We start from the raw sequence: 23,275 nt of genomic DNA, 5'->3' as shown, positions 1-23,275 counted from the left end.
GTTACAACATACTATAACGATGCCGGGAGAGGAGAAGGGAGCATGGCTGGCGTATTGATCACCGGTTTCGAACCGTTTGACGGCGAAGCGGTTAACCCTTCGTGGGAAGTGGTAAAGCGACTCGATGGCGCTATCATTGCCGGAGAGCGCGTCGTGGCGCGGCAGCTGCCCTGCGTTTTTAACGAGGCGCTGACGGTGCTTCACGCCGCGCTGGATGAATTCAGGCCCGCGTTAACCCTTGCTATTGGCCAGGCGGGAGGGCGGGCTGATATTACCGTTGAACGCGTGGCGATCAACGTCGACGATGCGCGGATCCCGGATAACAAGGGCCAGCAGCCGATCGATCGGCCGATCGTGGCCGATGGCCCGGCCGCCTGGTTCAGCAGCGTGCCGATCAAAGCGATCGTCGCCGCGCTGCGCCAGCAGGGCATTCCCGCATCGGTATCACAAACGGCGGGGACCTTCGTGTGTAATCACGTGATGTACGGTCTGCTGCACAAGCTGCAGGGTCAGGCTGGCGTAAAAGGCGGCTTTATTCATATTCCGTATCTGCCGGAGCAGGCTGCGGCCCATCCCGGCGAGGCGAGTATGGCGCTGGAAACGATACGAGCTGCGCTGGAAACGGCGATTGCCGTATCCTTGACTCACGACGACGATCTCAGCGTTACCGGCGGCGCGACGCACTAACAGAAGGACGATATTATGCCGGAAGGTCCGGAAATCCGCCGCGCGGCGGATAGCCTGGAATTGGCGATTAAAGGCAAACCTCTGACCGAGGTCTGGTTTGCCTTCCCGCAGCTGCAGCCCTGGCAGTCTGAGCTGGTGGGCCAGCAGGTGACGCACATTGAGACGCGCGGTAAAGCGCTGTTGACGCATTTCTCCGGCGGGCTGACGCTGTACAGCCACAATCAGCTGTACGGCGTGTGGCGCGTGGTCGCGGCAGGAGAGCAGCCGTCGACCAACCGCATTCTGCGCGTCAGGCTGCAGACGGCGGAGAAGGCGGTGCTGCTCTACAGCGCTTCGGATATTGAAATATTGACCCCGGCGCAGCTGGCGGTACACCCTTTCTTACTCCGCGTCGGCCCCGACGTGCTAGATATGCGCCTGACGGTGGAAGAGGTCAAGGCCCGCCTGCTGTCGGCAAAATTCCGTCAGCGTCAGTTTTCCGGCCTGCTGCTGGACCAGGCATTCCTCGCCGGGCTGGGCAACTATCTGCGCGTTGAAATCCTCTGGCAGGTGGGATTGACCGGGCGGCACAAGGCCTCGGCGCTGACGGACAGCCAGCTCGATGCCCTGGCGCAGGCGCTGCTGGCGATCCCGCGTCTGTCCTACACTACCCGCGGCCAGGTGGATGAAAATCGGCACCACGGGGTGCTGTTTCGCTTTAAGGTTTTCCACCGCGACGGCGAGCCCTGCGAACGCTGCGGCACGCTTATCGAGAGAACCATGCTCTCCTCCAGGCCGTTTTACTGGTGCCCTGGCTGCCAGCATTAAAGCGCGCAGCTTGTAACGCTAACCATGCGGGCAAACGGCCGGGGTGAGCGAGCTTACCGGCGATATCGCAGCCATAAAAAAACGCGCCCTTAAGGCGCGTTTTTTGTTGCCGAAACCTGGCTTAGTGCTTGATGTCGCACTTGAAATCACGCTTGTCGTAGCCGGTGTACAGCTGACGCGGACGGGCAATTTTCATGCCGTCGCTGTGCATTTCGTTCCAGTGGGCAATCCAGCCTACGGTACGCGCCATCGCGAAGATAACGGTAAACATGGAGGACGGAATACCCATCGCTTTCAGGATGATACCGGAGTAGAAATCGACGTTCGGATAGAGTTTCTTCTCGATGAAGTACGGGTCGTTGAGCGCAATGTGCTCAAGCTCCATCGCCACTTCCAGCAGATCGTCTTTGGTGCCCAGCTCTTTCAGCACTTCATGGCAGGTTTCACGCATGACGGTGGCGCGCGGGTCGTAGTTTTTGTACACGCGGTGGCCAAAGCCCATCAGGCGGAAAGAGTCATTTTTATCTTTCGCGCGACGAACGAATTCCGGAATGTGCTCAACGGAGCTGATCTCTTCCAGCATCTTCAGCGCCGCTTCGTTCGCGCCGCCGTGCGCCGGTCCCCACAGGGAGGCGATGCCCGCAGCGATACAGGCAAACGGGTTCGCGCCTGAGGAGCCTGCGGTACGGACGGTTGAGGTTGAAGCGTTCTGCTCGTGGTCAGCGTGCAGGATCAGAATACGGTCCATGGCGCGTTCCAGTACCGGATTAACCTCGTAGGTTTCACACGGCGTGGAGAACATCATATTCAGGAAGTTACCCGCGTAGGAGAGGTCGTTGCGCGGATAAACAAAAGGCTGGCCGATTGAATATTTGTAACACATCGCTGCCATTGTCGGCATTTTGGACAGCAGGCGGAACGCCGCGATATCACGGTGGCGCGGATTATTAACGTCCAGGGAGTCGTGATAGAACGCAGCCAGCGCGCCGGTAATACCGCACATTACCGCCATCGGGTGCGAGTCGCGACGAAACGCGTGGAACAGACGGGTAATCTGCTCGTGGATCATGGTGTGGCGGGTAACGGTGGTTTTGAACTCTTCGTACTGGGCCTGATTCGGCTTTTCGCCGTTCAGCAGGATGTAGCAGACTTCAAGGTAGTTGGACTCGGTCGCTAACTGATCGATCGGGAAACCACGGTGGAGCAGAATACCTTCATCACCGTCGATAAAGGTGATTTTAGATTCACACGATGCGGTTGAAGTGAAACCAGGGTCAAAGGTAAATACGCCTTTTGAACCAAGACTACGAATATCAATAACATCCTGGCCTAGCGTGCCTTTTAGCACATCCAGTTCGATAGCAGTATCACCGCCTAGGGTGATTTTTGCTTTTGCATCAGACATTTATGGTCTCCTTAGCGCCTTTATTGCTTAAGACTGCCGGGGGGATTTGCCTTCGGCTCGCGCCTGATTACGTTACCAGTTTGTTATGTTGCACACAGCTCTGCGACAGCGGAATTGGCAGGGTACAGAGCAAAGGCGCTTGATGGAACGTTTTCAGTTTACGACGAAATAACAGCAAATCAGCGTTTTAGCAGCCCGAATTTGAAAATCGTTATACCACTAATAACCGTCCTGATTACATTGGTCAATACCGTCACACTGTTGCATAACTTATTCTCAGGTGAAAGAGTGACCCCATAACTTTTGAGCATTATTGCATTTATCTGGTAATGGTTGTAACAAGAATGTTTAATATTTGTCAAATCAGGTGATTAAATTTTAAAATAATGTTGTTATCGTGACCGCGATCACTGTTCGGGACAAAACCCGACAAACTATATGTAGGTTAATTGTAATGATTTTGTGAACGGCCTATACTGCCGCCAGGTCTCCGGAACACCCTGCAATCCCGAGCCACCCAGCGTTGTTTGGTCACGTTTTCGCTCCTGAAAAGGAGTTTATTCATGACTACAGGTTATAGAAAGGACGCTGTCTGACCCGCAAGCAGACCGGAGGAAGGAAACAATAAGAACAGCATGTGGGCGTTATTCATGGTAAGAAATGTGAAAAAACAAAGACCTGTCAATCTGGATCTGCAAACGATCCGGTTCCCAATCACGGCGATAGCGTCCATTCTCCATCGCGTATCCGGTGTGATCACCTTCGTGGCGGTCGGGATTCTGCTTTGGCTGCTGGGCACCAGTCTTTCCTCTCCCGAAGGTTTCCTCACTGCGGCATCCATTATGGATAGCTTCTTCGTGAAATTCATTATGTGGGGCATTCTGACCGCACTGGCTTATCACGCCGTGGTCGGTATCCGCCACCTGATGATGGACTTTGGCTACCTGGAAGAAACCCTCGAAGTAGGGACACGCTCCGCCAAGATTTCTTTTGTTATTACTGTCGTGCTTTCACTTCTCGCAGGAGTCCTCGTATGGTAAGCAACGCCTCAGCACTGGGACGCAACGGCGTACATGACTTCATTCTGGTTCGTGCTACCGCCATCGTTCTGACCCTCTACATCATCTATATGGTCGGCTTTTTTGCCACCACGGGTGAAATCTCATGGGAAGTCTGGACGGGTTTTTTCTCCTCCGCGTTCACTAAAGTCTTCACCCTGTTGGCCCTCGTCTCCATCCTGATCCACGCCTGGATCGGTATGTGGCAGGTGCTGACGGACTACGTTAAACCACTGGCTGTGCGCCTGGTTCTGCAACTGCTTATCGTCGTTGCGCTGGTGGCTTACGTTCTTTATGGATTTGTTGTGGTGTGGGGTGTGTAATGAAATTGCCTGTCAGAGAATTTGATGCTGTTGTGATTGGTGCCGGTGGCGCAGGTATGCGCGCGGCGCTGCAGATTTCCCAGAGCGGCCAGTCCTGTGCGCTGCTCTCCAAAGTGTTCCCGACTCGTTCCCATACCGTTTCCGCGCAGGGTGGCATCACCGTTGCGCTCGGTAATACCCATGAAGATAACTGGGAATGGCACATGTACGACACCGTTAAAGGGTCGGACTACATTGGTGACCAGGACGCCATCGAATATATGTGCAAAACCGGTCCGGAAGCGATTCTCGAACTGGATCATATGGGCCTGCCGTTCTCGCGCCTCGAAGATGGCACTATTTATCAACGTCCGTTTGGCGGCCAGTCGAAAAACTTCGGCGGCGAGCAGGCGGCACGTACCGCGGCGGCAGCTGACCGTACCGGCCACGCCCTGCTGCATACGCTGTATCAGCAAAACCTGAAAAACCACACCACTATCTTCTCCGAATGGTACGCGCTGGATCTGGTGAAAAATGCCGACGGTGCCATCGTTGGCTGTACCGCGCTGTGTATCGAAACCGGCGAAGTGGTGTACTTCAAGGCCCGCGCAACCGTGCTGGCTACCGGTGGTGCAGGTCGTATTTATCAATCCACCACCAACGCCCACATCAATACCGGTGACGGCGTTGGGATGGCGATCCGCGCCGGCGTGCCGGTGCAGGATATGGAAATGTGGCAGTTCCACCCAACCGGTATCGCCGGGGCAGGGGTTCTGGTCACCGAAGGCTGCCGCGGCGAAGGCGGCTATCTGCTGAATAAACACGGCGAGCGCTTTATGGAGCGCTATGCTCCGAATGCGAAAGACCTGGCGGGTCGTGACGTGGTGGCGCGTTCCATCATGATCGAAATCCGCGAAGGTCGCGGCTGCGACGGTCCGTGGGGCCCGCACGCCAAGCTCAAGCTTGACCATCTGGGTAAAGAAGTTCTCGAATCCCGCCTGCCGGGTATCCTTGAGCTGTCCCGCACCTTTGCGCACGTTGACCCGGTTAAAGAGCCGATTCCGGTTATCCCAACCTGCCACTACATGATGGGCGGCATTCCGACCCGCGTAAGCGGCCAGGCGCTGACCGTTAACGAGCAGGGCGAAGATGTGGTGATTCCTGGGCTGTTCGCCGTCGGTGAAATCGCCTGCGTATCGGTCCACGGCGCTAACCGCCTGGGCGGCAACTCGCTGCTTGACCTGGTGGTGTTCGGCCGCGCGGTCGGCGTACATCTGCAGGAATCTATCGCCGAACAGGGCGAGCTTCTCGATGCTACGGAAGAAGAGATCGACGCTTCCCTGGCGCGTCTCAACCGCTGGAACGGCAACCGTGACGGTGAAGACCCGGCCGAGATCCGCAAAGCGCTGCAGGAATGTATGCAGCACAACTTCTCGGTGTTCCGCGAAGGTGATGCGATGGCGAAAGGGCTTGAGCAGCTGAAGGCGATCCGCGAGCGTCTGAAAAATGCGCGTCTGGACGATACCTCCAGCGAGTTCAACACCCAGCGCGTCGAGTGTCTGGAGCTGGATAACCTGATGGAAACTGCTTACGCCACCGCGGTGTCGGCAAACTTCCGTACCGAAAGCCGTGGCGCGCATAGCCGCTTCGACTTCCCGGAACGTGACGATGAAAACTGGCTGTGCCATTCCCTGTACCTGCCAGAGTCGGAAGCGATGACGCGTCGTAGCGTCAACATGCAACCGAAACTGCGCCCGGCATTCCCGCCGAAGATTCGTACTTATTAATGCGGAGACAGGAAAATGAAACTCGAGTTTTCAATTTATCGTTATAACCCGGACGTTGACGATGCTCCGCATATGCAGGATTACACCCTGGAAGCGGAAGAAGGTCGCGACATGATGCTGCTGGATGCGCTGATGCAGCTGAAGGAAAAAGACCCGTCGCTCTCATTTCGTCGTTCCTGCCGTGAAGGGGTCTGTGGCTCCGACGGTCTGAACATGAATGGTAAAAACGGTCTGGCGTGCATCACGCCGATCTCCGCGCTGAATCAGCCGGGCAAGAAAATTGTTATCCGTCCGCTGCCAGGTTTACCGGTTATCCGCGATTTGGTGGTAGACATGGGGCAATTCTATGCACAATATGAGAAGATTAAGCCTTACTTGTTGAATAATGGGCAAAATCCTCCGGCTCGTGAGCATCTGCAGTCGCCGGCACAGCGTGAGAAACTCGACGGACTGTACGAGTGTATTCTGTGCGCATGTTGTTCAACGTCCTGCCCGTCGTTCTGGTGGAACCCGGACAAATTTGTCGGCCCGGCAGGCTTACTGGCGGCGTATCGCTTCCTGATCGACAGCCGCGATACCGAAACCGACAGCCGCCTGGAAGGGTTAAGCGATGCTTTCAGCGTATTCCGCTGTCATAGCATTATGAACTGCGTCAGTGTTTGTCCTAAGGGATTGAACCCGACGCGCGCCATCGGCCATATCAAGTCGATGCTGCTGCAGCGCAGTGCGTAAGTAACCCGGTCTGTCCCGGATGGCGCTATCGCTTATCCGGGCTACCCGAAGCAGTAGCCCCGGCAGCGTTTGTGCCGCCGGGAAATGAATACCCTAAATAATTCGAGTTACAGGAAGGCGGCGACGCCGCGAATCCCCAGGAGCTTACTCAAGTAAGTGACTGGGGTGAGTGAGGAAAGCCAACGCACATGTAACTTGAAGTATGAAGGGGATGGCAGGAAATCTTTAAAAACCGCCAAATATGTACCAGTAATCAAGGCGTTCAGAGCGAGGTAAGGCGGCAACTGAACGCATCCCCGGGAGCATAGTGAACGATGTGACCGGGGTAAGTGAAGGCAGCTAACGCAACCGCAGCCTGAACGCCGAAGATTAATGGCAGTTTTTAAAGGTTCCTTAGCGGACGCAGAAGCCACAACTCGTCCGTAATGAGTGAACCCCGGCACGTACAATCCATGTGCGTGGTAGTTTCTACGGCGAAATAAGCATATAAATGCTTAAGGGATCACGATGCAGAACGGCGCAATGAAAGCCTGGCTGGACTCTTCTTACCTCTCTGGTTCGAACCAGAGCTGGATAGAACAGCTCTATGAAGACTTCTTAACCGATCCTGACTCTGTTGACGCCAACTGGCGTTCTATGTTCCAGCAGTTACCTGGCACCGGAGTCAAACCGGATCAATTTCATTCCAAAACGCGTGATTATTTCCGTCGATTGGCGAAGGATGCCTCACGTTACACTTCTTCGATTTCCGACCCTGACACCAATGTGAAGCAGGTTAAAGTCCTGCAGCTCATCAACGCCTATCGCTTCCGCGGTCACCAGCATGCGAATCTCGATCCGCTGGGACTGTGGAAACAGGATAGAGTGGCGGATTTAGACCCGGCATACCACGATTTGACCGAGGCAGATTTCCAGGAAAGTTATAACGTAGGTTCCTTTGCCATCGGGAAAGATACGATGAAGCTGGGCGAGCTGCTGTCGGCGCTCAAACAGACCTACTGCGGCGCTATCGGCGCGGAATACATGCATATCACCTCTACCGAAGAGAAACGCTGGATCCAGCAGCGTATTGAATCGGTAGCAGGGAAAGCCAGCTTTACCGCTGAAGAGAAAAAACGCTTCCTAAGCGAACTGACCGCCGCTGAAGGTCTGGAACGCTACCTCGGCGCGAAATTCCCGGGCGCGAAACGCTTCTCGCTGGAAGGCGGCGATGCGCTGATCCCGATGCTCAAAGAGATGATCCGCCACGCTGGCAAAAGCGGCACCCGCGAAGTGGTGCTGGGCATGGCGCACCGCGGTCGTCTGAACGTGCTGGTCAACGTCCTCGGTAAAAAGCCGCAGGATCTGTTTGACGAGTTCGCCGGCAAGCATAAAGAACACCTCGGCACCGGCGACGTGAAGTACCACATGGGCTTCTCTTCCGATATGGAAACCGAAGGCGGTCTGGTGCACCTGGCGCTGGCGTTTAACCCGTCGCACCTCGAAATCGTCAGCCCGGTGGTTATCGGTTCCGTGCGCGCCCGTCTGGATCGTCTGGACGAGCCAAGCAGCAATAAAGTGCTGCCGATTACCATTCACGGCGACGCCGCGATCACCGGTCAGGGCGTGGTTCAGGAAACCCTGAACATGTCGAAAGCCCGCGGTTACGAAGTGGGCGGTACCGTACGTATTGTTATCAACAACCAGGTGGGCTTCACGACCTCGAACCCGCTGGACGCGCGCTCTACGCCGTACTGCACCGATATCGGTAAGATGGTTCAGGCGCCTATCTTCCACGTTAACGCGGATGACCCGGAAGCCGTGGCTTTCGTTACCCGCCTGGCGCTGGATTTCCGCAATACCTTCAAACGCGATGTTCTGATCGACCTGGTGTGCTACCGCCGTCACGGCCATAACGAAGCCGACGAGCCGAGCGCAACCCAGCCGCTGATGTATCAGAAAATCAAAAAGCATCCGACTCCGCGCAAAATCTATGCTGACAAACTCGAGCAGGACAAAGTTTCGACGCTGGAAGATGCAACCGAGCAGGTCAACCTCTACCGTGACGCGCTGGATGCCGGCGAATGCGTGGTAGAAGAGTGGCGCCCGATGAACCTGCACTCCTTTACCTGGTCGCCGTACCTCAACCACGAGTGGGATGAGAGCTACCCGAGCAAGGTAGAGATGAAGCGCCTGCAGGAACTGGCTAAGCGCATCAGCACCGTGCCTGAAAGCATTGAAATGCAGTCTCGCGTCGCCAAAATTTACGGCGATCGTCAGGCGATGGCGGCCGGCGAGAAGCTGTTTGACTGGGGCGGGGCGGAAAACCTGGCCTACGCGACGCTGGTCGATGAAGGCATTCCGATTCGTCTGTCCGGTGAGGACTCCGGTCGCGGCACCTTCTTCCACCGCCACTCGGTTATTCATAACCAGGTGAACGGCTCAACCTATATTCCGCTGCAGCACGTGCACAACGGCCAGGAGCATTTCAAAGTCTGGGACTCCGTGCTCTCTGAAGAAGCGGTACTGGCGTTTGAATATGGCTATGCCACCGCTGAGCCGCGCACTCTGACCATCTGGGAAGCACAGTTCGGCGACTTCGCCAACGGCGCTCAGGTTGTTATTGACCAGTTCATCAGCTCCGGCGAGCAGAAGTGGGGCCGGATGTGTGGCCTGGTGATGCTGCTGCCGCACGGCTACGAAGGTCAGGGCCCGGAGCACTCCTCCGCGCGTCTGGAGCGCTATCTGCAGCTCTGCGCCGAGCAGAACATGCAGGTTTGCGTCCCGTCTACCCCGGCACAGGTTTACCACATGCTGCGTCGTCAGGCGCTGCGCGGTATGCGCCGTCCGCTGGTGGTGATGTCACCGAAGTCGCTGCTGCGCCACCCGCTGGCGGTGTCGAGCCTCGATGAGCTGGCGAACGGCATCTTCCTGCCGGCGATCGGCGAAGTGGACGATCTCGACCCGAAAGCCGTGAAGCGCGTGGTGCTGTGCTCTGGTAAAGTTTATTACGACCTGCTGGAGCAGCGTCGTAAGAACGACCAAAAAGATGTCGCTATCGTGCGCGTAGAGCAGCTCTATCCGTTCCCGCATCAGGCGGTACAGGAAGCGCTGAAGCCTTATGCGCAGGTGCATGATTTTGTCTGGTGTCAGGAAGAACCGCTCAACCAGGGCGCGTGGTACTGCAGCCAGCATCACTTCCGTGAAGTGATTCCGTTTGGGGCCTCTCTGCGTTATGCAGGCCGCCCGGCCTCCGCCTCTCCGGCGGTAGGATATATGTCCGTTCACCAGAAACAGCAACAAGATCTGGTCAATGACGCGCTGAACGTCGATTAATTAAAGGATACATAATGAGTAGCGTAGATATTCTGGTTCCCGATCTGCCTGAGTCCGTAGCTGACGCGACCGTTGCGACCTGGCATAAAAAACCGGGCGATAGCGTCCAGCGTGATGAAGTGCTGGTGGAAATCGAAACTGACAAAGTGGTACTGGAAGTACCGGCATCGGCGGACGGCATTCTGGAAGCAGTGCTGGAAGACGAAGGCGCAACCGTGCTTTCTCGTCAAATTCTGGGCCGCCTGCGTGAAGGCAACAGCGCGGGCAAAGAGTCCGGTGCGAAGGCCGATGCGAAAGAGTCCACCCCGGCTCAGCGTCAGCAGGCTTCTCTGGAAGAGCAGAGTAACGATGCGCTCAGCCCGGCGATCCGTCGCCTGTTGGCTGAACATAACCTTGATGCGAGCGCGATCAAAGGCTCCGGCGTTGGCGGCCGTCTGACCCGTGAAGATGTTGAAAAACATCTGGCGGCAGCGCCGGCTAAAGCGGAAACCAAGGCGCCGGCTGCGGCTGCGGCGGCTGCTCCGGTTGCTCAGCTGGGCCACCGCTCTGAAAAACGCGTTCCGATGACCCGCCTGCGCAAACGCGTGGCCGAGCGTCTGCTGGAAGCGAAAAACTCTACCGCCATGCTGACGACCTTCAACGAAGTCAACATGAAGCCGATTATGGACCTGCGTAAGCAGTACGGCGATGCGTTCGAAAAACGTCACGGCATCCGCCTGGGCTTTATGTCCTTCTACGTGAAAGCGGTCGTGGAAGCGCTGAAGCGCTATCCGGAAGTGAACGCCTCCATCGATGGCGACGACGTGGTTTATCACAACTACTTCGACGTCAGCATGGCCGTATCGACGCCGCGTGGCCTGGTCACGCCGGTTCTGCGCGATGTGGATCTGCTGGGTATGGCGGATATCGAAAAGAATATTAAAGAGCTGGCACTGAAAGGCCGCGACGGCAAGCTGACCGTAGAGGATCTGATCGGCGGTAACTTCACCATTACCAACGGCGGCGTCTTCGGTTCTCTGATGTCTACGCCAATCATCAACCCACCGCAGAGCGCAATTCTGGGTATGCATGCTATTAAAGATCGTCCGATGGCGGTCAATGGCAAGGTAGAAATTCTGCCGATGATGTACCTCGCGCTCTCCTACGACCACCGTCTGATCGATGGACGTGAATCGGTAGGCTTCCTGGTAGCAATTAAAGAGCTGCTGGAAGACCCGACTCGTCTGCTGCTGGACGTGTAGCGATCATGGCCCGGCAGCGTTCAGCGTGCCGGGCCAATAAAAACATCATCAGCGCTGTAAACGGCGATTTATCGCCTTACAGACTCAATGATAACGATTACCTGAAGGATGGACTGAACACATGAACTTACATGAATATCAGGCAAAACAACTGTTTGCCCGCTATGGCTTACCGGCGCCGGTGGGTTATGCCTGTACTACTCCGCGCGAAGCAGAAGAAGCCGCTTCAAAAATCGGTGCGGGCCCGTGGGTAGTGAAATGTCAGGTTCACGCTGGCGGCCGTGGTAAAGCGGGCGGTGTGAAAGTAGTTAACAGCAAAGAAGACATTCGCGCATTTGCTGAACATTGGCTGGGCAAACGCCTGGTGACCTACCAGACGGATGCGCACGGCCAGCCGGTTAACCAAATCCTGGTTGAAGCGGCGACCGATATCGCCAAAGAGCTCTATCTTGGCGCCGTGGTTGACCGTAGCTCCCGTCGCGTTGTGTTCATGGCTTCCACCGAAGGCGGCGTGGAAATCGAAAAAGTGGCGGAAGAGACGCCGCACCTGATCCACAAAATTGCTATCGACCCGCTGGCGGGCCCGATGCCTTACCAGGGCCGTGAGCTGGCGTTCAAACTGGGTCTGGAAGGTAAGCAGGTTCAGCAGTTCACCAAAATCTTCATGGGCCTGGCGAACATTTTCCTGGAGCGCGATCTGGCGCTGATCGAAATCAACCCGCTGGTTATCACCAAACAGGGCGACCTGATCTGCCTCGACGGCAAGCTGGGTGCCGATGGCAATGCCCTGTTCCGTCAGCCGGATCTGCGCGAAATGCGCGACCAGTCTCAGGAAGATCCGCGTGAAGCCCAGGCTGCACAGTGGGAGCTGAACTACGTTGCGCTGGACGGCAACATCGGCTGTATGGTTAACGGCGCAGGCCTGGCGATGGGTACCATGGACATCGTTAAGCTGCACGGCGGCGAACCGGCTAACTTCCTTGACGTTGGCGGCGGCGCAACCAAAGAGCGCGTTACCGAAGCGTTCAAAATCATCCTTTCCGACAGCAATGTTAAAGCCGTACTGGTTAACATCTTCGGCGGTATCGTGCGTTGCGACCTGATCGCTGACGGCATTATCGGCGCGGTAGAGGAAGTGGGCGTTAACGTTCCGGTGGTCGTTCGTCTGGAAGGTAACAACGCCGAACTGGGCGCGAAGAAACTGGCTGACAGCGGCCTGAATATTATTGCAGCGAAAAGTCTGACGGACGCAGCGCAGCAGGTTGTTGCTGCAGTGGAGGGGAAATAATGTCCATTTTAATTGATAAAAACACCAAGGTTATCTGCCAGGGCTTCACCGGTAGCCAGGGGACTTTCCACTCTGAACAAGCGATCGCTTACGGTACGCAAATGGTCGGCGGCGTGACGCCGGGCAAAGGCGGCACCACGCATCTGGGCCTGCCGGTGTTCAACACCGTGCGCGAAGCCGTAGACGCAACCGGCGCAACCGCGACCGTTATCTACGTACCGGCGCCGTTCTGCAAAGACTCCATTCTGGAAGCTATCGATGCGGGCATTAAGCTCATCATCACCATCACCGAAGGTATCCCGACGCTGGATATGCTGACCGTGAAGGTGAAGCTTGATGAAGCCGGCGTGCGCATGATCGGCCCTAACTGCCCGGGCGTTATCACCCCAGGCGCATGCAAAATCGGCATCATGCCGGGCCACATTCACCAGCCGGGTAAAGTGGGTATCGTTTCCCGTTCCGGTACGCTGACCTATGAAGCGGTTAAGCAGACTACTGACTACGGCTTCGGCCAGTCTACCTGCGTCGGTATCGGCGGTGACCCGATCCCGGGCTCTAACTTCATCGATATCCTGAAGCTGTTCCAGGAAGACCCGCAGACCGAAGCGATCGTGATGATCGGTGAGATCGGCGGCAGCGCTGAAGAAGAAGCGGCAGCCTACATCAAAGAGCACGTGACCAAGCCGGTAGTTGGTTACATCGCCGGTGTGACCGCGCCAAAAGGCAAGCGTATGGGCCACGCTGGCGCCATCATCGCCGGCGGTAAAGGCACGGCTGACGAGAAGTTTGCTGCCCTGGAAGCGGCCGGCGTGAAAACCGTCCGTAGCCTGGCAGACATCGGCGAAGCGCTGAAATCTATCATTAAGTAAATGTAATAAAACGGCCCCTGCTATTCGATCGCTGAGAGAATAGCTCGGGGCCGGTCCAGTTTCGACATGGTTGGCCACCTTCCGGTGGCCTTTTTTATGCCGCTCCCGCTGATATTTCCGATCTTTTCCGTTGCGCCGACTACGGTGCTCAATAACGCTCGTGACTCGGGCCGTTTTTTTACGCGCTCTCCTCCGGAGCATCGACTATCAATGCCGGACCACCTGAAGGTTTAATAACCTCATTTAAGTCAATGTTAATCAAGGGGTTACTTTCATTTTGTTTACAGGATATGGACTATGAATAGCGGCTTAAATAAGCCTGAGTTTATATATATACGCGGACTTTTATTTTTGTCGTCGATGTAAAGTAACTATTTAATGACGTTATTAAATCGTTTTTAAATTAATTCTCAGCGGGTATAAAACAGTGCCTGGGCGAGGGCGGTTTTCTGCATATGTTCTTTTAAATGCCTGAGGTGATGGCGGAACCCTTTGTTATATATTTATTTTTTGTAGGGCGGAAGAGGGGAGGGCTGACCAGCATTGGCCATTATTCTTTACGCCGTCAGCGTTGTGGCGCGAGGCATGGGCAGAACTTCGCGGCGGTAGCGGAGCGGCATCCCTGCTTCCTTGATTGTGGGATAGTTCCCCGGTGGTGTTAAGTGCTGGTAAAGACAATGATAAATAAAATAAGTTGAAAATAATCGGGTAATAACTTGATAAAAAAAATCCGTGAGCTATGCGACATTATTTGCCGATAGTCTCTCGTCCCGGCATTGTTCCTTCAGCTTAAAAGACGATCCGGCTTTAAATAAATCGACTATCATTTTCAGTAACTGATGACACCTTCGCAAAACATATCTTTAACCTATCGTTTACTAGCGTTGCACACAGTAAACATAATTAACATTCAAAATGAAAATTGATTTAAATCAATGTTTAACTGTTGGAAAAAAATGAGAAATGGAGTTAAATTGTCGCCGATCAAATTGGCCGAAAACCGGTATTTTCGCTATAAATTGATCGCTGTCGAAAAGCGCAAATTTATCTCAATAAAAACCTATTTATTGTAAGGGATTTGCGGCGTAATATAACCACGGGATCAATTTGGGTGTTTTTTTAACATGTTTGTAACTTTTCTCCATTACCGTTTCCTCTGAGGAAGAAAGGGTACGGCGAAAAGGCGCAAATAAATTTGTATTGGGGCATGTGTGTGACCCTTTCTAACGGGGTTCACTCTCGGAGTCTTCATGCGATGAGCAAGGAGTCATGATGTTAGATATAGTCGAACTGTCGCGCTTACAGTTTGCCTTGACCGCGATGTACCACTTCCTTTTTGTGCCACTGACGCTCGGTATGGCGTTCCTGCTGGCCATCATGGAAACGGTTTACGTCCTTTCCGGCAAACAGATTTATAAAGATATGACCAAATTCTGGGGCAAGTTGTTTGGTATCAACTTTGCGCTGGGTGTTGCAACCGGTTTGACCATGGAGTTCCAGTTCGGGACAAACTGGTCTTATTACTCGCACTACGTGGGCGATATCTTCGGTGCGCCGCTGGCCATTGAAGGGCTGATGGCCTTCTTCCTCGAATCTACCTTTGTCGGTCTGTTCTTCTTCGGCTGGGATCGTCTGGGCAAAGTACAGCACATGGCGGTGACCTGGCTGGTGGCTCTGGGGTCCAACCTTTCCGCACTGTGGATCCTCGTTGCTAACGGCTGGATGCAAAACCCGATCGCCTCGGACTTCAACTTCGAAACCATGCGTATGGAGATGGTCAGCTTCTCCGAGCTGGTGCTGAACCCGGTTGCTCAGGTTAAGTTTGTCCACACCGTCGCCTCTGGTTACGTCTGCGGCGCGATGTTCGTTCTGGGCATCAGCTCCTACTATATGCTGCGCGGTCGCGACTTCGCCTTCGCTAAACGCTCCTTTGCCATCGCGGCAAGCTTCGGTATGGCCGCCATTCTCTCCGTTATCGTTCTCGGTGATGAGTCCGGTTACGAAATGGGCGACGTGCAGAAGACCAAACTCGCGGCTATCGAAGCCGAATGGGAAACGCAGCCGGCACCGGCCGCCTTCACCCTGTTTGGTATTCCCGATCAGGATGCGCAAAAAAACCGCTTCGCGATTCAAATTCCGTATGCGTTGGGGATTATTGCCACCCGCTCCGTGGATAAGCAGGTTACCGGTCTGAAAGAGCTGCTCGTTCAGCACGAAGCGCGTATCCGCAACGGCATGAAAGCCTACACCCTGCTTGAAGAGCTGCGTGCCGGTTCGAAAGATCAGGCCGTTCGTGACCAATTCAACAGCGTCAAGAAAGACCTTGGCTACGGGCTGCTGCTGAAACGCTATACGCCGAACGTCTCCGACGCGACGGAAGATCAGATTGCGCTGGCAACGAAGGACTCGATCCCTCGCGTGGCTCCGCTGTACTTTGCCTTCCGTATCATGGTTGCCTGCGGCATCCTGATGCTGGGTATCATTGCGGCCTCCTTCTGGACGGTTATCCGCAATCAGGTCGGCGAGAAAAAATGGCTGCTGCGCATCGCGCTTTACGCGATTCCTCTGCCGTGGATTGCCATCGAATCCGGCTGGTTCGTTGCTGAATATGGCCGTCAGCCGTGGGCGATAGGTGAGGTCTTGCCGACCGCGGTGGCGAACTCCTCGCTGACCGCCGCTGACCTGATCTTCTCGATGTTGCTGATTTGCGGTCTGTACACCCTGTTCCTGGTGGCGGAGCTGTACCTGATGTTCAAATTCGCACGCCGTGGCCCAAGCAGCCTGAAAACCGGTCGCTACCATTTTGAGCAGTCTTCCGCGACTACTCAGCCGGCACGCTAAGACAGGAGTCGTCAAATGATCGATTATGAAGTATTGCGTTTAATCTGGTGGCTGCTGATCGGCATTCTGCTGATTGGTTTTGCCGTCACCGATGGCTTCGACATGGGGGTGGGCATGCTCACCCGCTTCCTCGGTCGTAACGACACCGAGCGTCGAATCATGATCAACTCCATTGCTCCACACTGGGACGGAAACCAGGTATGGCTGATTACCGCGGGCGGCGCGCTGTTTGCTGCCTGGCCGACGGTCTATGCCGCGGCGTTTTCCGGCTTCTATGTGGCAATGATTCTGGTGCTGGCGTCTCTGTTCTTCCGTCCGGTTGGTTTCGACTACCGCTCGAAGATTGAGGACACCCGCTGGCGTAACATGTGGGACTGGGGCATCTTCATCGGTAGCTTCGTGCCGCCGCTGGTGATCGGCGTGGCGTTCGGTAACCTGCTGCAGGGCGTGCCGTTCCACATGGATGAATACATGCGCCTGTACTACACGGGTAACTTCTTCCAGCTGCTGAATCCGTTTGGCCTGCTGGCCGGCGTAGTGAGCGTGGCGATGATCCTGACCCAGGGTGCGACCTACCTGCAGATGCGTACCGTCGGTGAACTGCACCTGCGCGCTCGCGTCACCTCACAGGTTGCGGCCCTGGTCACGCTGGTCTGCTTCCTGCTGGCAGGCGTTTGGGTGGTCTACGGTATCGATGGTTACGTGGTGACCTCGGTTATCGATCGCGCAGCGCCGTCTAACCCGCTGACCAAAGAAGTGGCGCGTCAGGCCGGTGCGTGGATGGTTAACTTCAACAACATGCCGTCGCTGTGGGCAATCCCTGCGCTGGGCGTCGTGCTGCCGCTGTTGACTATTCTGACCTCACGTCTGGAGAAGGGCGCCCTGGCGTTTGTCTCTTCCTCCATCACGCTGGCGTGTATCATCCTGACTGCGGGTATCGCTATGTTCCCGTTCATCATGCCGTCCAGCACGATGATGAACGTTAGCCTGACCATGTGGGATGCGACCTCCAGCCAGATGACGCTGAACCTGATGACCTATGTGGCGATTGTCTTCGTGCCGATTATTCTGGGCTACACCAGCTGGTGTTACTGGAAAATGTTTGGCCGCATCACCAGAGAAGACATCGAAAAGAACACCCACTCGCTGTACTAAGGTAAGGAGCTATATATATGTGGTATTTCGCATGGATTTTGGGAACGCTTCTTGCCTGTGCTTTTGGGGTTATCACCGCGCTGGCGCTTGAGCACGTGGAAGCCACCAAAGCAGGTAAAGAAGAACACTGATGATAGTTATCGCAACGCGATATACGAAATCAGTCGGGTTGCATCGAGGCGGCAAGCCAGGGAATCCCCGGGAGCTTACGGAGGTAAGCGACTGGGGTAAGCGGGCGCAGCCAACAAGGAGGCAACACGAATGATAAAATATATCTATGCGATAATGGATAAGCGCCCGCTCAGGGCGCTTTCTCTGGTGATGGCGCTGCTGCTGGCAGGCTGCATTTTCTGGGATCCGTCGCGCTTTGCGGCGAAAACCAGCGAGCTTGAAATCTGGCATGGTTTCCTGCTGATGTGGGCCGTTTGCGCCGGCGTTATCCACGGCGTGGGCTTTCGTCCGCGCGCCGTTTTCTGGCAGGGGATTTTCTGTCCACTTATCGCTGATATTGTCCTCATCACCGGGCTTTTCTTTTTCTTCTTTTGAACGATAAAAGTATAAGAGAACTCTGGTAACCTCATGGGCTTGCATAAGCCCATAAAAATTTACTCGCCGTTTACTTTCTCCCATTCCAAACCACGATTCCCGCGCGTATAGTAGCGAAGTTTGAAAGCACTAATCTTTTTTTGCATTACCGGGATGTAAAGTGAACACAACGCGATATACAACGGCATTCTCAATGCATCGCGGCGGCAGGTACGCAAATCACCGGGAGCTTACAAGAGTAAGTGACTGGCGTGAGTGGACGAAGCCAACAAAGAGGCAGCAGGAATGAATAAGTATATGTTTCGATGGCCGGTTCGGGTCTATTACGAAGATACCGATGCCGGTGGTGTGGTTTACCACGCCAGCTACGTCGCTTTTTATGAAAGAGCACGTACAGAGATGCTGCGTCACCATCACTTCAGTCAGCAGGTTTTGTTGGCTGAGCGAGTTGCCTTTGTGGTTCGCAAAATGACGCTTGAATATTTTGCGCCCGCCAGACTCGACGACATGCTCGAAATCCAGACGGAAATATCTTCGATGCGAGGCACCTCTTTGGTCTTCACGCAGCGAATCGTCAACGCCGAGAATACAGTGTTAAACGAAGCTGAGGTTCTCATTGTGTGCGTTGATCCACTCTTAATGAAGCCTCGTGCGCTTCCCAAGTCTATTGTCGCGGAGTTTAAGCAGTGACTGACATGAATATCCTTGATTTGTTCCTGAAGGCCAGCCTTCTGGTTAAACTTATCATGTTGATTTTGATTGGTTTTTCTATCGCTTCCTGGGCTATCATTATTCAGAGAACGCGTATCCTCAATACCGCAACCCGCGAGGCTGAGGCCTTTGAAGACAAGTTCTGGTCGGGTATTGAGCTTTCTCGCCTGTATCAGGAAAGCCAGGGGCGTCGCGATAACCTGGCCGGTTCGGAACAGATTTTCTATAGTGGTTTCAAAGAGTTTGCCCGCCTGCATCGCGCAAACAACCATGCGCCAGAGGCGGTAGTTGAAGGGGCGTCGCGCGCCATGCGTATCTCCATGAACCGCGAGCTGGAAACCCTGGAAACGCATATCCCGTTCCTCGGGACCGTCGGCTCCATCAGCCCGTATATCGGCCTGTTTGGTACCGTCTGGGGGATTATGCATGCCTTCATCGCCCTCGGGGCGGTGAAGCAGGCGACTCTGCAGATGGTTGCGCCGGGTATCGCCGAAGCGCTTATCGCTACGGCAATCGGCCTGTTTGCAGCAATCCCGGCGGTAATGGCCTACAACCGTTTGAACCAGCGGGTGAACAAACTTGAACTGAACTACGACAACTTTATGGAAGAGTTCACCGCGATTCTGCACCGTCAGGCGTTTACCAGCAGCGAAAGCAATAAGGGGTAAGCCATGGCCAGAGCACGTGGACGCGGACGTCGCGAACTGAAGTCCGAGATCAACATCGTTCCGCTGCTGGATGTCTTGTTGGTGCTGCTGCTGATCTTTATGGCAACAGCGCCGATCATTACGCAGAGCGTAGAGGTCGACCTGCCGGATGCTACCGAATCGCAGGCGGTTAAAAGCAACGACGAACCGCCGGTGATCGTTGAAGTTTCCGGCGTCGGGCAGTACAGCGTGAAAGTTGGCCAGGAAACGCTGTCGCAGCTGCCGCCGGAGCAGGTTATTGCCGAAGCGAAGCGCCGACTCGAGGCCAATGAGAAAGCGGTGTTCCTGATCGGCGGCGCGAAGGACGTACCTTACGATGAAATTATTAAAGCGCTTAACCTGTTGCATAGCGCAGGGGTTAAATCGGTTGGCTTAATGACCAAGCCTATTTAATCGCTTCAGATATGTGCGCCCGCCGGACGCAGGCGACGAGATAAACAGGCTCGTCGCCTGCGAGAAAAGCGGGAACAGGCGAACAGTTTTTGGGAACCGATAGTGTCAAAGGCAACCGAACAAAACGACAAGCTTAAACGAGCCATCATAGTTTCAGTCGTGCTGCACATCATTCTGATCGCGCTGCTGATCTGGAGTTCGTTCGATGAGCATCTGGATACTTCGGCCGGTGGAGGAGGAGGCTCTTCCATTGATGCGGTGATGGTCGATCCTGGGGCGGTCGTTAATAACTACAACCGTCAGCAGCAGCAGCAGGCCAGTTCGCGCCGCGCCGCTGAGCAACGCGAAAAGCAGGCTCAGCAGCAGGCCGAAGAGCTGCGTGAAAAACAAGCCGCAGAGCAGGAGCGCCTGAAGCAGCTGGAGCAGGATCGTCTACAGGCTCAGGAAGCGGCTAAAGAAGCGAAAGAACAGCAGAAGCAGGCTGAAGAGGCCGCAGAGAAAGCGGCAGCAGCGGCGAAAGCGCAAGCTGACGCTCAGGCTAAAGAAGCGCAGGAAGCGGCGGCGAAAGCCGCTGCCGATGCAAAAGCGAAGGCTGATGCCCAGGCTAAAGTAGCGGAAGCTGCTGCAGCTAAGGCCGCAGCCGATGCGAAAAAGCAGGCGGAAGCTGAGGCGGCGAAAGCCGCAGCTGACGCGCAGAAGAAGGCCGAGGCGAAAGCGGCGGCAGACGCGCAGAAGAAAGCTGAGGCCGATGCGGCTAAAAAAGCGCAGCAGCAGGCTGAGAAGAAAGCCCAGCAGGACGCGGCTAAACAGGCCGCCGCCGAGAAGGCTGCGGCAGAGAAAGCCGCAGAGAAAGCGGCTGCAGCCAAAGCCGCCGCTGAAAAGGCCGCGGCTGATAAAGCCGCAGCGGCTGCAGAGAAGGCAGCAGCAGCCAAAGCCGAGGCCGCCGAAAAAGCTGCCGCAGAAAAAGCGGCTAAGGCCGCCGCAGCGAAAGCCGCAGCCGGTAAAGCCGCTGCCGCGAAGAAGGCGGCGGCAGCTAAAGAGGCTGACGGCGTTGACGACCTGCTCGGTGACCTGAGCTCGGGTAAGAATGCGCCGAAAGGTAACACTAGCGGTAGCAATGGAGGCTCATCTCCTGCTAAAGGAAGTAAACCGGGGCAGGGGGGCGCATCTCAGGCTGAAATTGCCAGCTATATTTCGCAGGTTCAGGCGGCGATTAAAGGGCATCTCTATGACTGGGACACGTACAAAGGTAAAACATGTACGTTACGCGTGAACATAGCTCAGGACGGGACGTTATTGAACGTGAAGTCAGAGGGAGGCGATCCTGCTTTCTGCCAGCAGATGCTGGCGGCAACCAGCCGGATGAGCAAGTTCCCGAAACCGCCTTCTCAGGCTGTGTATGAGACGTTCAAAAATGCACCACTGGACTTCAAACCGTAGTGATGTTTTTCCCCTCGCAATCGGGGCAAAACAATCTATGGTTGTCACCGGGTTTTGGTAGTTTTGTGTATTTGAGTTTGTTAACATTCTGCTAAATTATCGTGGGCTTTCCGCCCGGATAAGGGAGATATGATGAAGCAGGCATTACGAGTAGCATTTGGTTTTTTAATGCTGTGGGCGGCTGTGCTGCACGCAGAAGTACGTATCGAGATCACCCAAGGGGTGGACTCGGCACGCCCAATCGGCGTTGTACCGTTCCAGTGGGCCGGACCGGGTGCTGCACCTGAGGATATTGGCGGTGTGGTGGCGGCTGACCTGCGCAACAGCGGTAAATTCAACCCGCTGGATCGCTCGCGTCTGCCTCAACAACCGGGAACCGCGCAGGAAGTTCAACCTGCCGCATGGTCCGCGCTGGGTATTGACGCCGTGGTCGTCGGTCAGGTCACGCCAAACCCGGACGGTTCTTACAACGTAGCCTACCAGCTGGTCGATACCGGCGGTGCGCCGGGCACGATTCTGGCACAAAACTCTTATAAGGTGACTAAACAGTACCTTCGCTATGCGGGTCACACCGCCAGCGATGCGGTATTTGAGAAGCTGACCTCTATTAAGGGCGCGTTCCGTACCCGTATCGCTTACGTTGTACAGACCAACGGCGGCCAGTTCCCGTATGAGCTGCGCGTTTCCGACTACGATGGCTACAACCAGTTTGTTGTCCACCGTTCGCCGCAGCCGCTGATGTCTCCGGCATGGTCTCCGGACGGCTCTAAGCTGGCTTACGTCACCTTCGAAAGCGGTCGTTCTGCGCTGGTCGTTCAGACCCTGGCTAACGGCGCGGTGCGTCAGATTGCCTCGTTCCCTCAGCACAACGGCGCGCCGGCGTTCTCGCCGGACGGCAGCAAGCTGGCCTTCGCGCTGTCGAAAACCGGTAGCCTGAACCTGTACGTGATGGATCTGGGCTCTGGTCAGATTCGCCAGGTGACCAACGGTCGCAGCAACAACACCGAACCAACCTGGTTCCCGGACAGTCAGAACCTGGCCTTTACTTCTGACCAGGCCGGTCGTCCGCAGGTGTACAAAGTCAGCGTTGGCGGCGGTACTCCGCAGCGTATTTCCTGGGAAGGTTCGCAAAACCAGGATGCGGACGTCAGCAGTGACGGTAAATTTATGGTAATGGTGAGCTCGGCCAGCGGCCAGCAGCACATTGCCAAACAAGATCTGGTAGCGGGTGGCGTACAGGTTCTGTCGTCAACGTTCCTGGATGAAACGCCAAGTCTGGCACCTAACGGCACTATGGTAATCTACAGCTCTTCTCAGGGGATGGGATCCGTGCTGAATCTGGTTTCTACAGATGGGCGTTTCAAAGCGCGTCTTCCGGCGACTGATGGACAGGTAAAATTCCCTGCCTGGTCTCCGTATCTGTGATAATAAATAATTGATTATTAAAGGAATCAAAGAAATGCAACTGAACAAAGTGCTGAAAGGGCTGATGATCGCTCTGCCGGTTATGGCAATCGCGGCGTGTTCTTCCAACAAGAACGCCAGCAACGACCAGAGCGGTGAAGGCATGCTGGGTGCCGGCACTGGTATGGATGCTAACGCTAACGGCGGCAACATGTCTTCTGAAGAGCAGGCTCGTCTGCAGATGCAGCAGCTGCAGCAGAACAACATCGTTTACTTCGATCTGGACAAGTACGATATCCGTTCTGACTTCGCTGCAATGCTGGATGCGCACGCTAACTTCCTGCGTAGCAACCCGTCCTATAAAGTGACCGTTGAAGGTCACGCGGATGAGCGCGGTACTCCGGAATACAACATCGCTCTGGGTGAGCGTCGTGCTAACGCCGTTAAGATGTATCTGCAGGGCAAAGGTGTTTCTGCTGACCAGATCTCCATCGTTTCTTACGGTAAAGAAAAACCTGCAGTACTGGGTCACGACGAAGCGGCTTACGCTAAAAACCGTCGCGCCGTACTGGTTTACTAAGAGAATT

The 23,275-nt window shown here is 55.2% G+C and carries 22 protein-coding genes; 20 read left to right on the top strand and 2 right to left on the bottom strand.

Annotation, left to right across the window (positions count from 1 at the left end; translation table 11 throughout):
• The first annotated feature begins 42 nt into the window (after window positions 1-42).
• Together pcp and nei are read left to right on the top strand one after the other, a co-directional pair.
• Entirely contained in the window at window positions 43-687 is a 645-nt protein-coding gene (gene pcp / locus PFH44_RS08795; protein WP_283824822.1) for a pyroglutamyl-peptidase I, read from the top strand.
• A 15-nt stretch (window positions 688-702) separates the two neighbouring features.
• Window positions 703-1,494, top strand: a complete 792-nt coding sequence (gene nei / locus PFH44_RS08790; protein ID WP_283824821.1) for an endonuclease VIII — start codon at window positions 703-705, stop codon at window positions 1,492-1,494.
• Between the two features lie 121 nt (window positions 1,495-1,615).
• On the opposite strand, the gene gltA is transcribed toward nei, so the two are convergent.
• Both gltA and PFH44_RS28075 read right to left on the bottom strand, forming a co-directional pair.
• On the bottom strand, window positions 1,616-2,899 hold the full coding sequence (gene gltA, locus PFH44_RS08785; RefSeq protein ID WP_041144630.1) for a citrate synthase: 1,284 nt from the start codon (window positions 2,897-2,899) through the stop codon (window positions 1,616-1,618).
• A 179-nt stretch (window positions 2,900-3,078) separates the two neighbouring features.
• Window positions 3,079-3,210, bottom strand: coding sequence for a hypothetical protein (locus PFH44_RS28075; protein ID WP_421672170.1), 132 nt, complete (start codon window positions 3,208-3,210; stop codon window positions 3,079-3,081).
• 324 nt (window positions 3,211-3,534) lie between these two features.
• On the opposite strand from PFH44_RS28075, the gene sdhC reads away from it, so the two are divergent.
• The 18 genes from sdhC to pal all read left to right on the top strand — a co-directional run bounded on the left by sdhC (window position 3,535) and on the right by pal (window position 23,268).
• Window positions 3,535-3,939 (top strand): succinate dehydrogenase cytochrome b556 subunit, encoded by a 405-nt coding sequence (gene sdhC, locus PFH44_RS08780; protein ID WP_045854497.1) that lies wholly within the window; start codon window positions 3,535-3,537, stop codon window positions 3,937-3,939.
• The gene (gene sdhD / locus PFH44_RS08775; RefSeq protein WP_041144632.1) at window positions 3,933-4,280 is read left to right on the top strand and encodes a succinate dehydrogenase membrane anchor subunit; all 348 of its coding nucleotides are present in this window, start codon (window positions 3,933-3,935) and stop codon (window positions 4,278-4,280) included. The genes sdhC and sdhD overlap by 7 nt, the downstream gene beginning before the upstream one ends.
• A complete protein-coding gene (gene sdhA, locus PFH44_RS08770; protein WP_283824820.1) occupies window positions 4,280-6,046 on the top strand; it encodes a succinate dehydrogenase flavoprotein subunit in 1,767 nt (588 codons plus the stop codon). The genes sdhD and sdhA overlap by 1 nt, the downstream gene beginning before the upstream one ends.
• 15 nt (window positions 6,047-6,061) lie before the next feature.
• Window positions 6,062-6,778: a succinate dehydrogenase iron-sulfur subunit SdhB gene (gene sdhB, locus PFH44_RS08765; protein WP_133596864.1), complete on the top strand. Its 717-nt coding sequence runs from the start codon at window positions 6,062-6,064 to the stop codon at window positions 6,776-6,778.
• Between the two features lie 507 nt (window positions 6,779-7,285).
• Window positions 7,286-10,093, top strand: coding sequence for a 2-oxoglutarate dehydrogenase E1 component (gene sucA / locus PFH44_RS08760; protein WP_283824819.1), 2,808 nt, complete (start codon window positions 7,286-7,288; stop codon window positions 10,091-10,093).
• 14 nt (window positions 10,094-10,107) lie between these two features.
• Window positions 10,108-11,334, top strand: a complete 1,227-nt coding sequence (odhB, locus tag PFH44_RS08755) for a 2-oxoglutarate dehydrogenase complex dihydrolipoyllysine-residue succinyltransferase (RefSeq protein WP_045854501.1) — start codon at window positions 10,108-10,110, stop codon at window positions 11,332-11,334.
• Window positions 11,335-11,455: 121 nt separating this feature from the next.
• The gene (gene sucC, locus PFH44_RS08750) at window positions 11,456-12,622 is read left to right on the top strand and encodes an ADP-forming succinate--CoA ligase subunit beta (RefSeq protein WP_041144637.1); all 1,167 of its coding nucleotides are present in this window, start codon (window positions 11,456-11,458) and stop codon (window positions 12,620-12,622) included.
• The gene (gene sucD, locus PFH44_RS08745) at window positions 12,622-13,491 is read left to right on the top strand and encodes a succinate--CoA ligase subunit alpha (protein WP_041144638.1); all 870 of its coding nucleotides are present in this window, start codon (window positions 12,622-12,624) and stop codon (window positions 13,489-13,491) included. Before sucC ends, sucD begins: the two co-directional genes overlap by 1 nt.
• Before the next feature lie 1,272 nt (window positions 13,492-14,763).
• Window positions 14,764-16,332 carry a cytochrome ubiquinol oxidase subunit I gene (gene cydA / locus PFH44_RS08740; RefSeq protein ID WP_283824818.1) on the top strand — a complete coding sequence of 523 codons (1,569 nt, stop codon included), beginning with the start codon at window positions 14,764-14,766 and terminating at the stop codon, window positions 16,330-16,332.
• Between the two features lie 15 nt (window positions 16,333-16,347).
• Window positions 16,348-17,487 (top strand): cytochrome d ubiquinol oxidase subunit II, encoded by a 1,140-nt coding sequence (gene cydB / locus PFH44_RS08735; RefSeq protein ID WP_045854504.1) that lies wholly within the window; start codon window positions 16,348-16,350, stop codon window positions 17,485-17,487.
• Window positions 17,488-17,504: 17 nt separating this feature from the next.
• Window positions 17,505-17,618 (top strand): cytochrome bd-I oxidase subunit CydX, encoded by a 114-nt coding sequence (gene cydX, locus PFH44_RS08730; RefSeq protein WP_004100325.1) that lies wholly within the window; start codon window positions 17,505-17,507, stop codon window positions 17,616-17,618.
• A gap of 130 nt (window positions 17,619-17,748) precedes the next feature.
• Window positions 17,749-18,033 carry a cyd operon protein YbgE gene (ybgE, locus tag PFH44_RS08725; RefSeq protein WP_041144641.1) on the top strand — a complete coding sequence of 95 codons (285 nt, stop codon included), beginning with the start codon at window positions 17,749-17,751 and terminating at the stop codon, window positions 18,031-18,033.
• A 285-nt stretch (window positions 18,034-18,318) separates the two neighbouring features.
• Complete coding sequence (gene ybgC, locus PFH44_RS08720; RefSeq protein WP_041144642.1) at window positions 18,319-18,723, top strand: tol-pal system-associated acyl-CoA thioesterase; 405 nt, start codon at window positions 18,319-18,321, stop codon at window positions 18,721-18,723.
• Window positions 18,720-19,412, top strand: a complete 693-nt coding sequence (gene tolQ, locus PFH44_RS08715; protein ID WP_115193300.1) for a Tol-Pal system protein TolQ — start codon at window positions 18,720-18,722, stop codon at window positions 19,410-19,412. Before ybgC ends, tolQ begins: the two co-directional genes overlap by 4 nt.
• Window positions 19,413-19,415: 3 nt before the next feature.
• Window positions 19,416-19,844, top strand: coding sequence for a colicin uptake protein TolR (tolR, locus tag PFH44_RS08710; protein ID WP_045854505.1), 429 nt, complete (start codon window positions 19,416-19,418; stop codon window positions 19,842-19,844).
• 102 nt (window positions 19,845-19,946) lie between these two features.
• The gene (tolA, locus tag PFH44_RS08705) at window positions 19,947-21,284 is read left to right on the top strand and encodes a cell envelope integrity protein TolA (protein WP_283824817.1); all 1,338 of its coding nucleotides are present in this window, start codon (window positions 19,947-19,949) and stop codon (window positions 21,282-21,284) included.
• A 132-nt stretch (window positions 21,285-21,416) separates the two neighbouring features.
• A complete protein-coding gene (gene tolB / locus PFH44_RS08700) occupies window positions 21,417-22,709 on the top strand; it encodes a Tol-Pal system beta propeller repeat protein TolB (protein ID WP_041144645.1) in 1,293 nt (430 codons plus the stop codon).
• Between the two features lie 34 nt (window positions 22,710-22,743).
• Entirely contained in the window at window positions 22,744-23,268 is a 525-nt protein-coding gene (gene pal / locus PFH44_RS08695; protein WP_004859700.1) for a peptidoglycan-associated lipoprotein Pal, read from the top strand.
• Window positions 23,269-23,275 lie beyond the last annotated feature (7 nt).

It is taken from the genome of Klebsiella sp. Ech2A (genome assembly GCF_030078455.1).
In the GTDB taxonomy this organism is placed as follows: Bacteria; Pseudomonadota; Gammaproteobacteria; order Enterobacterales; family Enterobacteriaceae; genus Klebsiella; species Klebsiella terrigena.
This window is presented reverse-complemented; position numbering and strand designations above follow the sequence as displayed.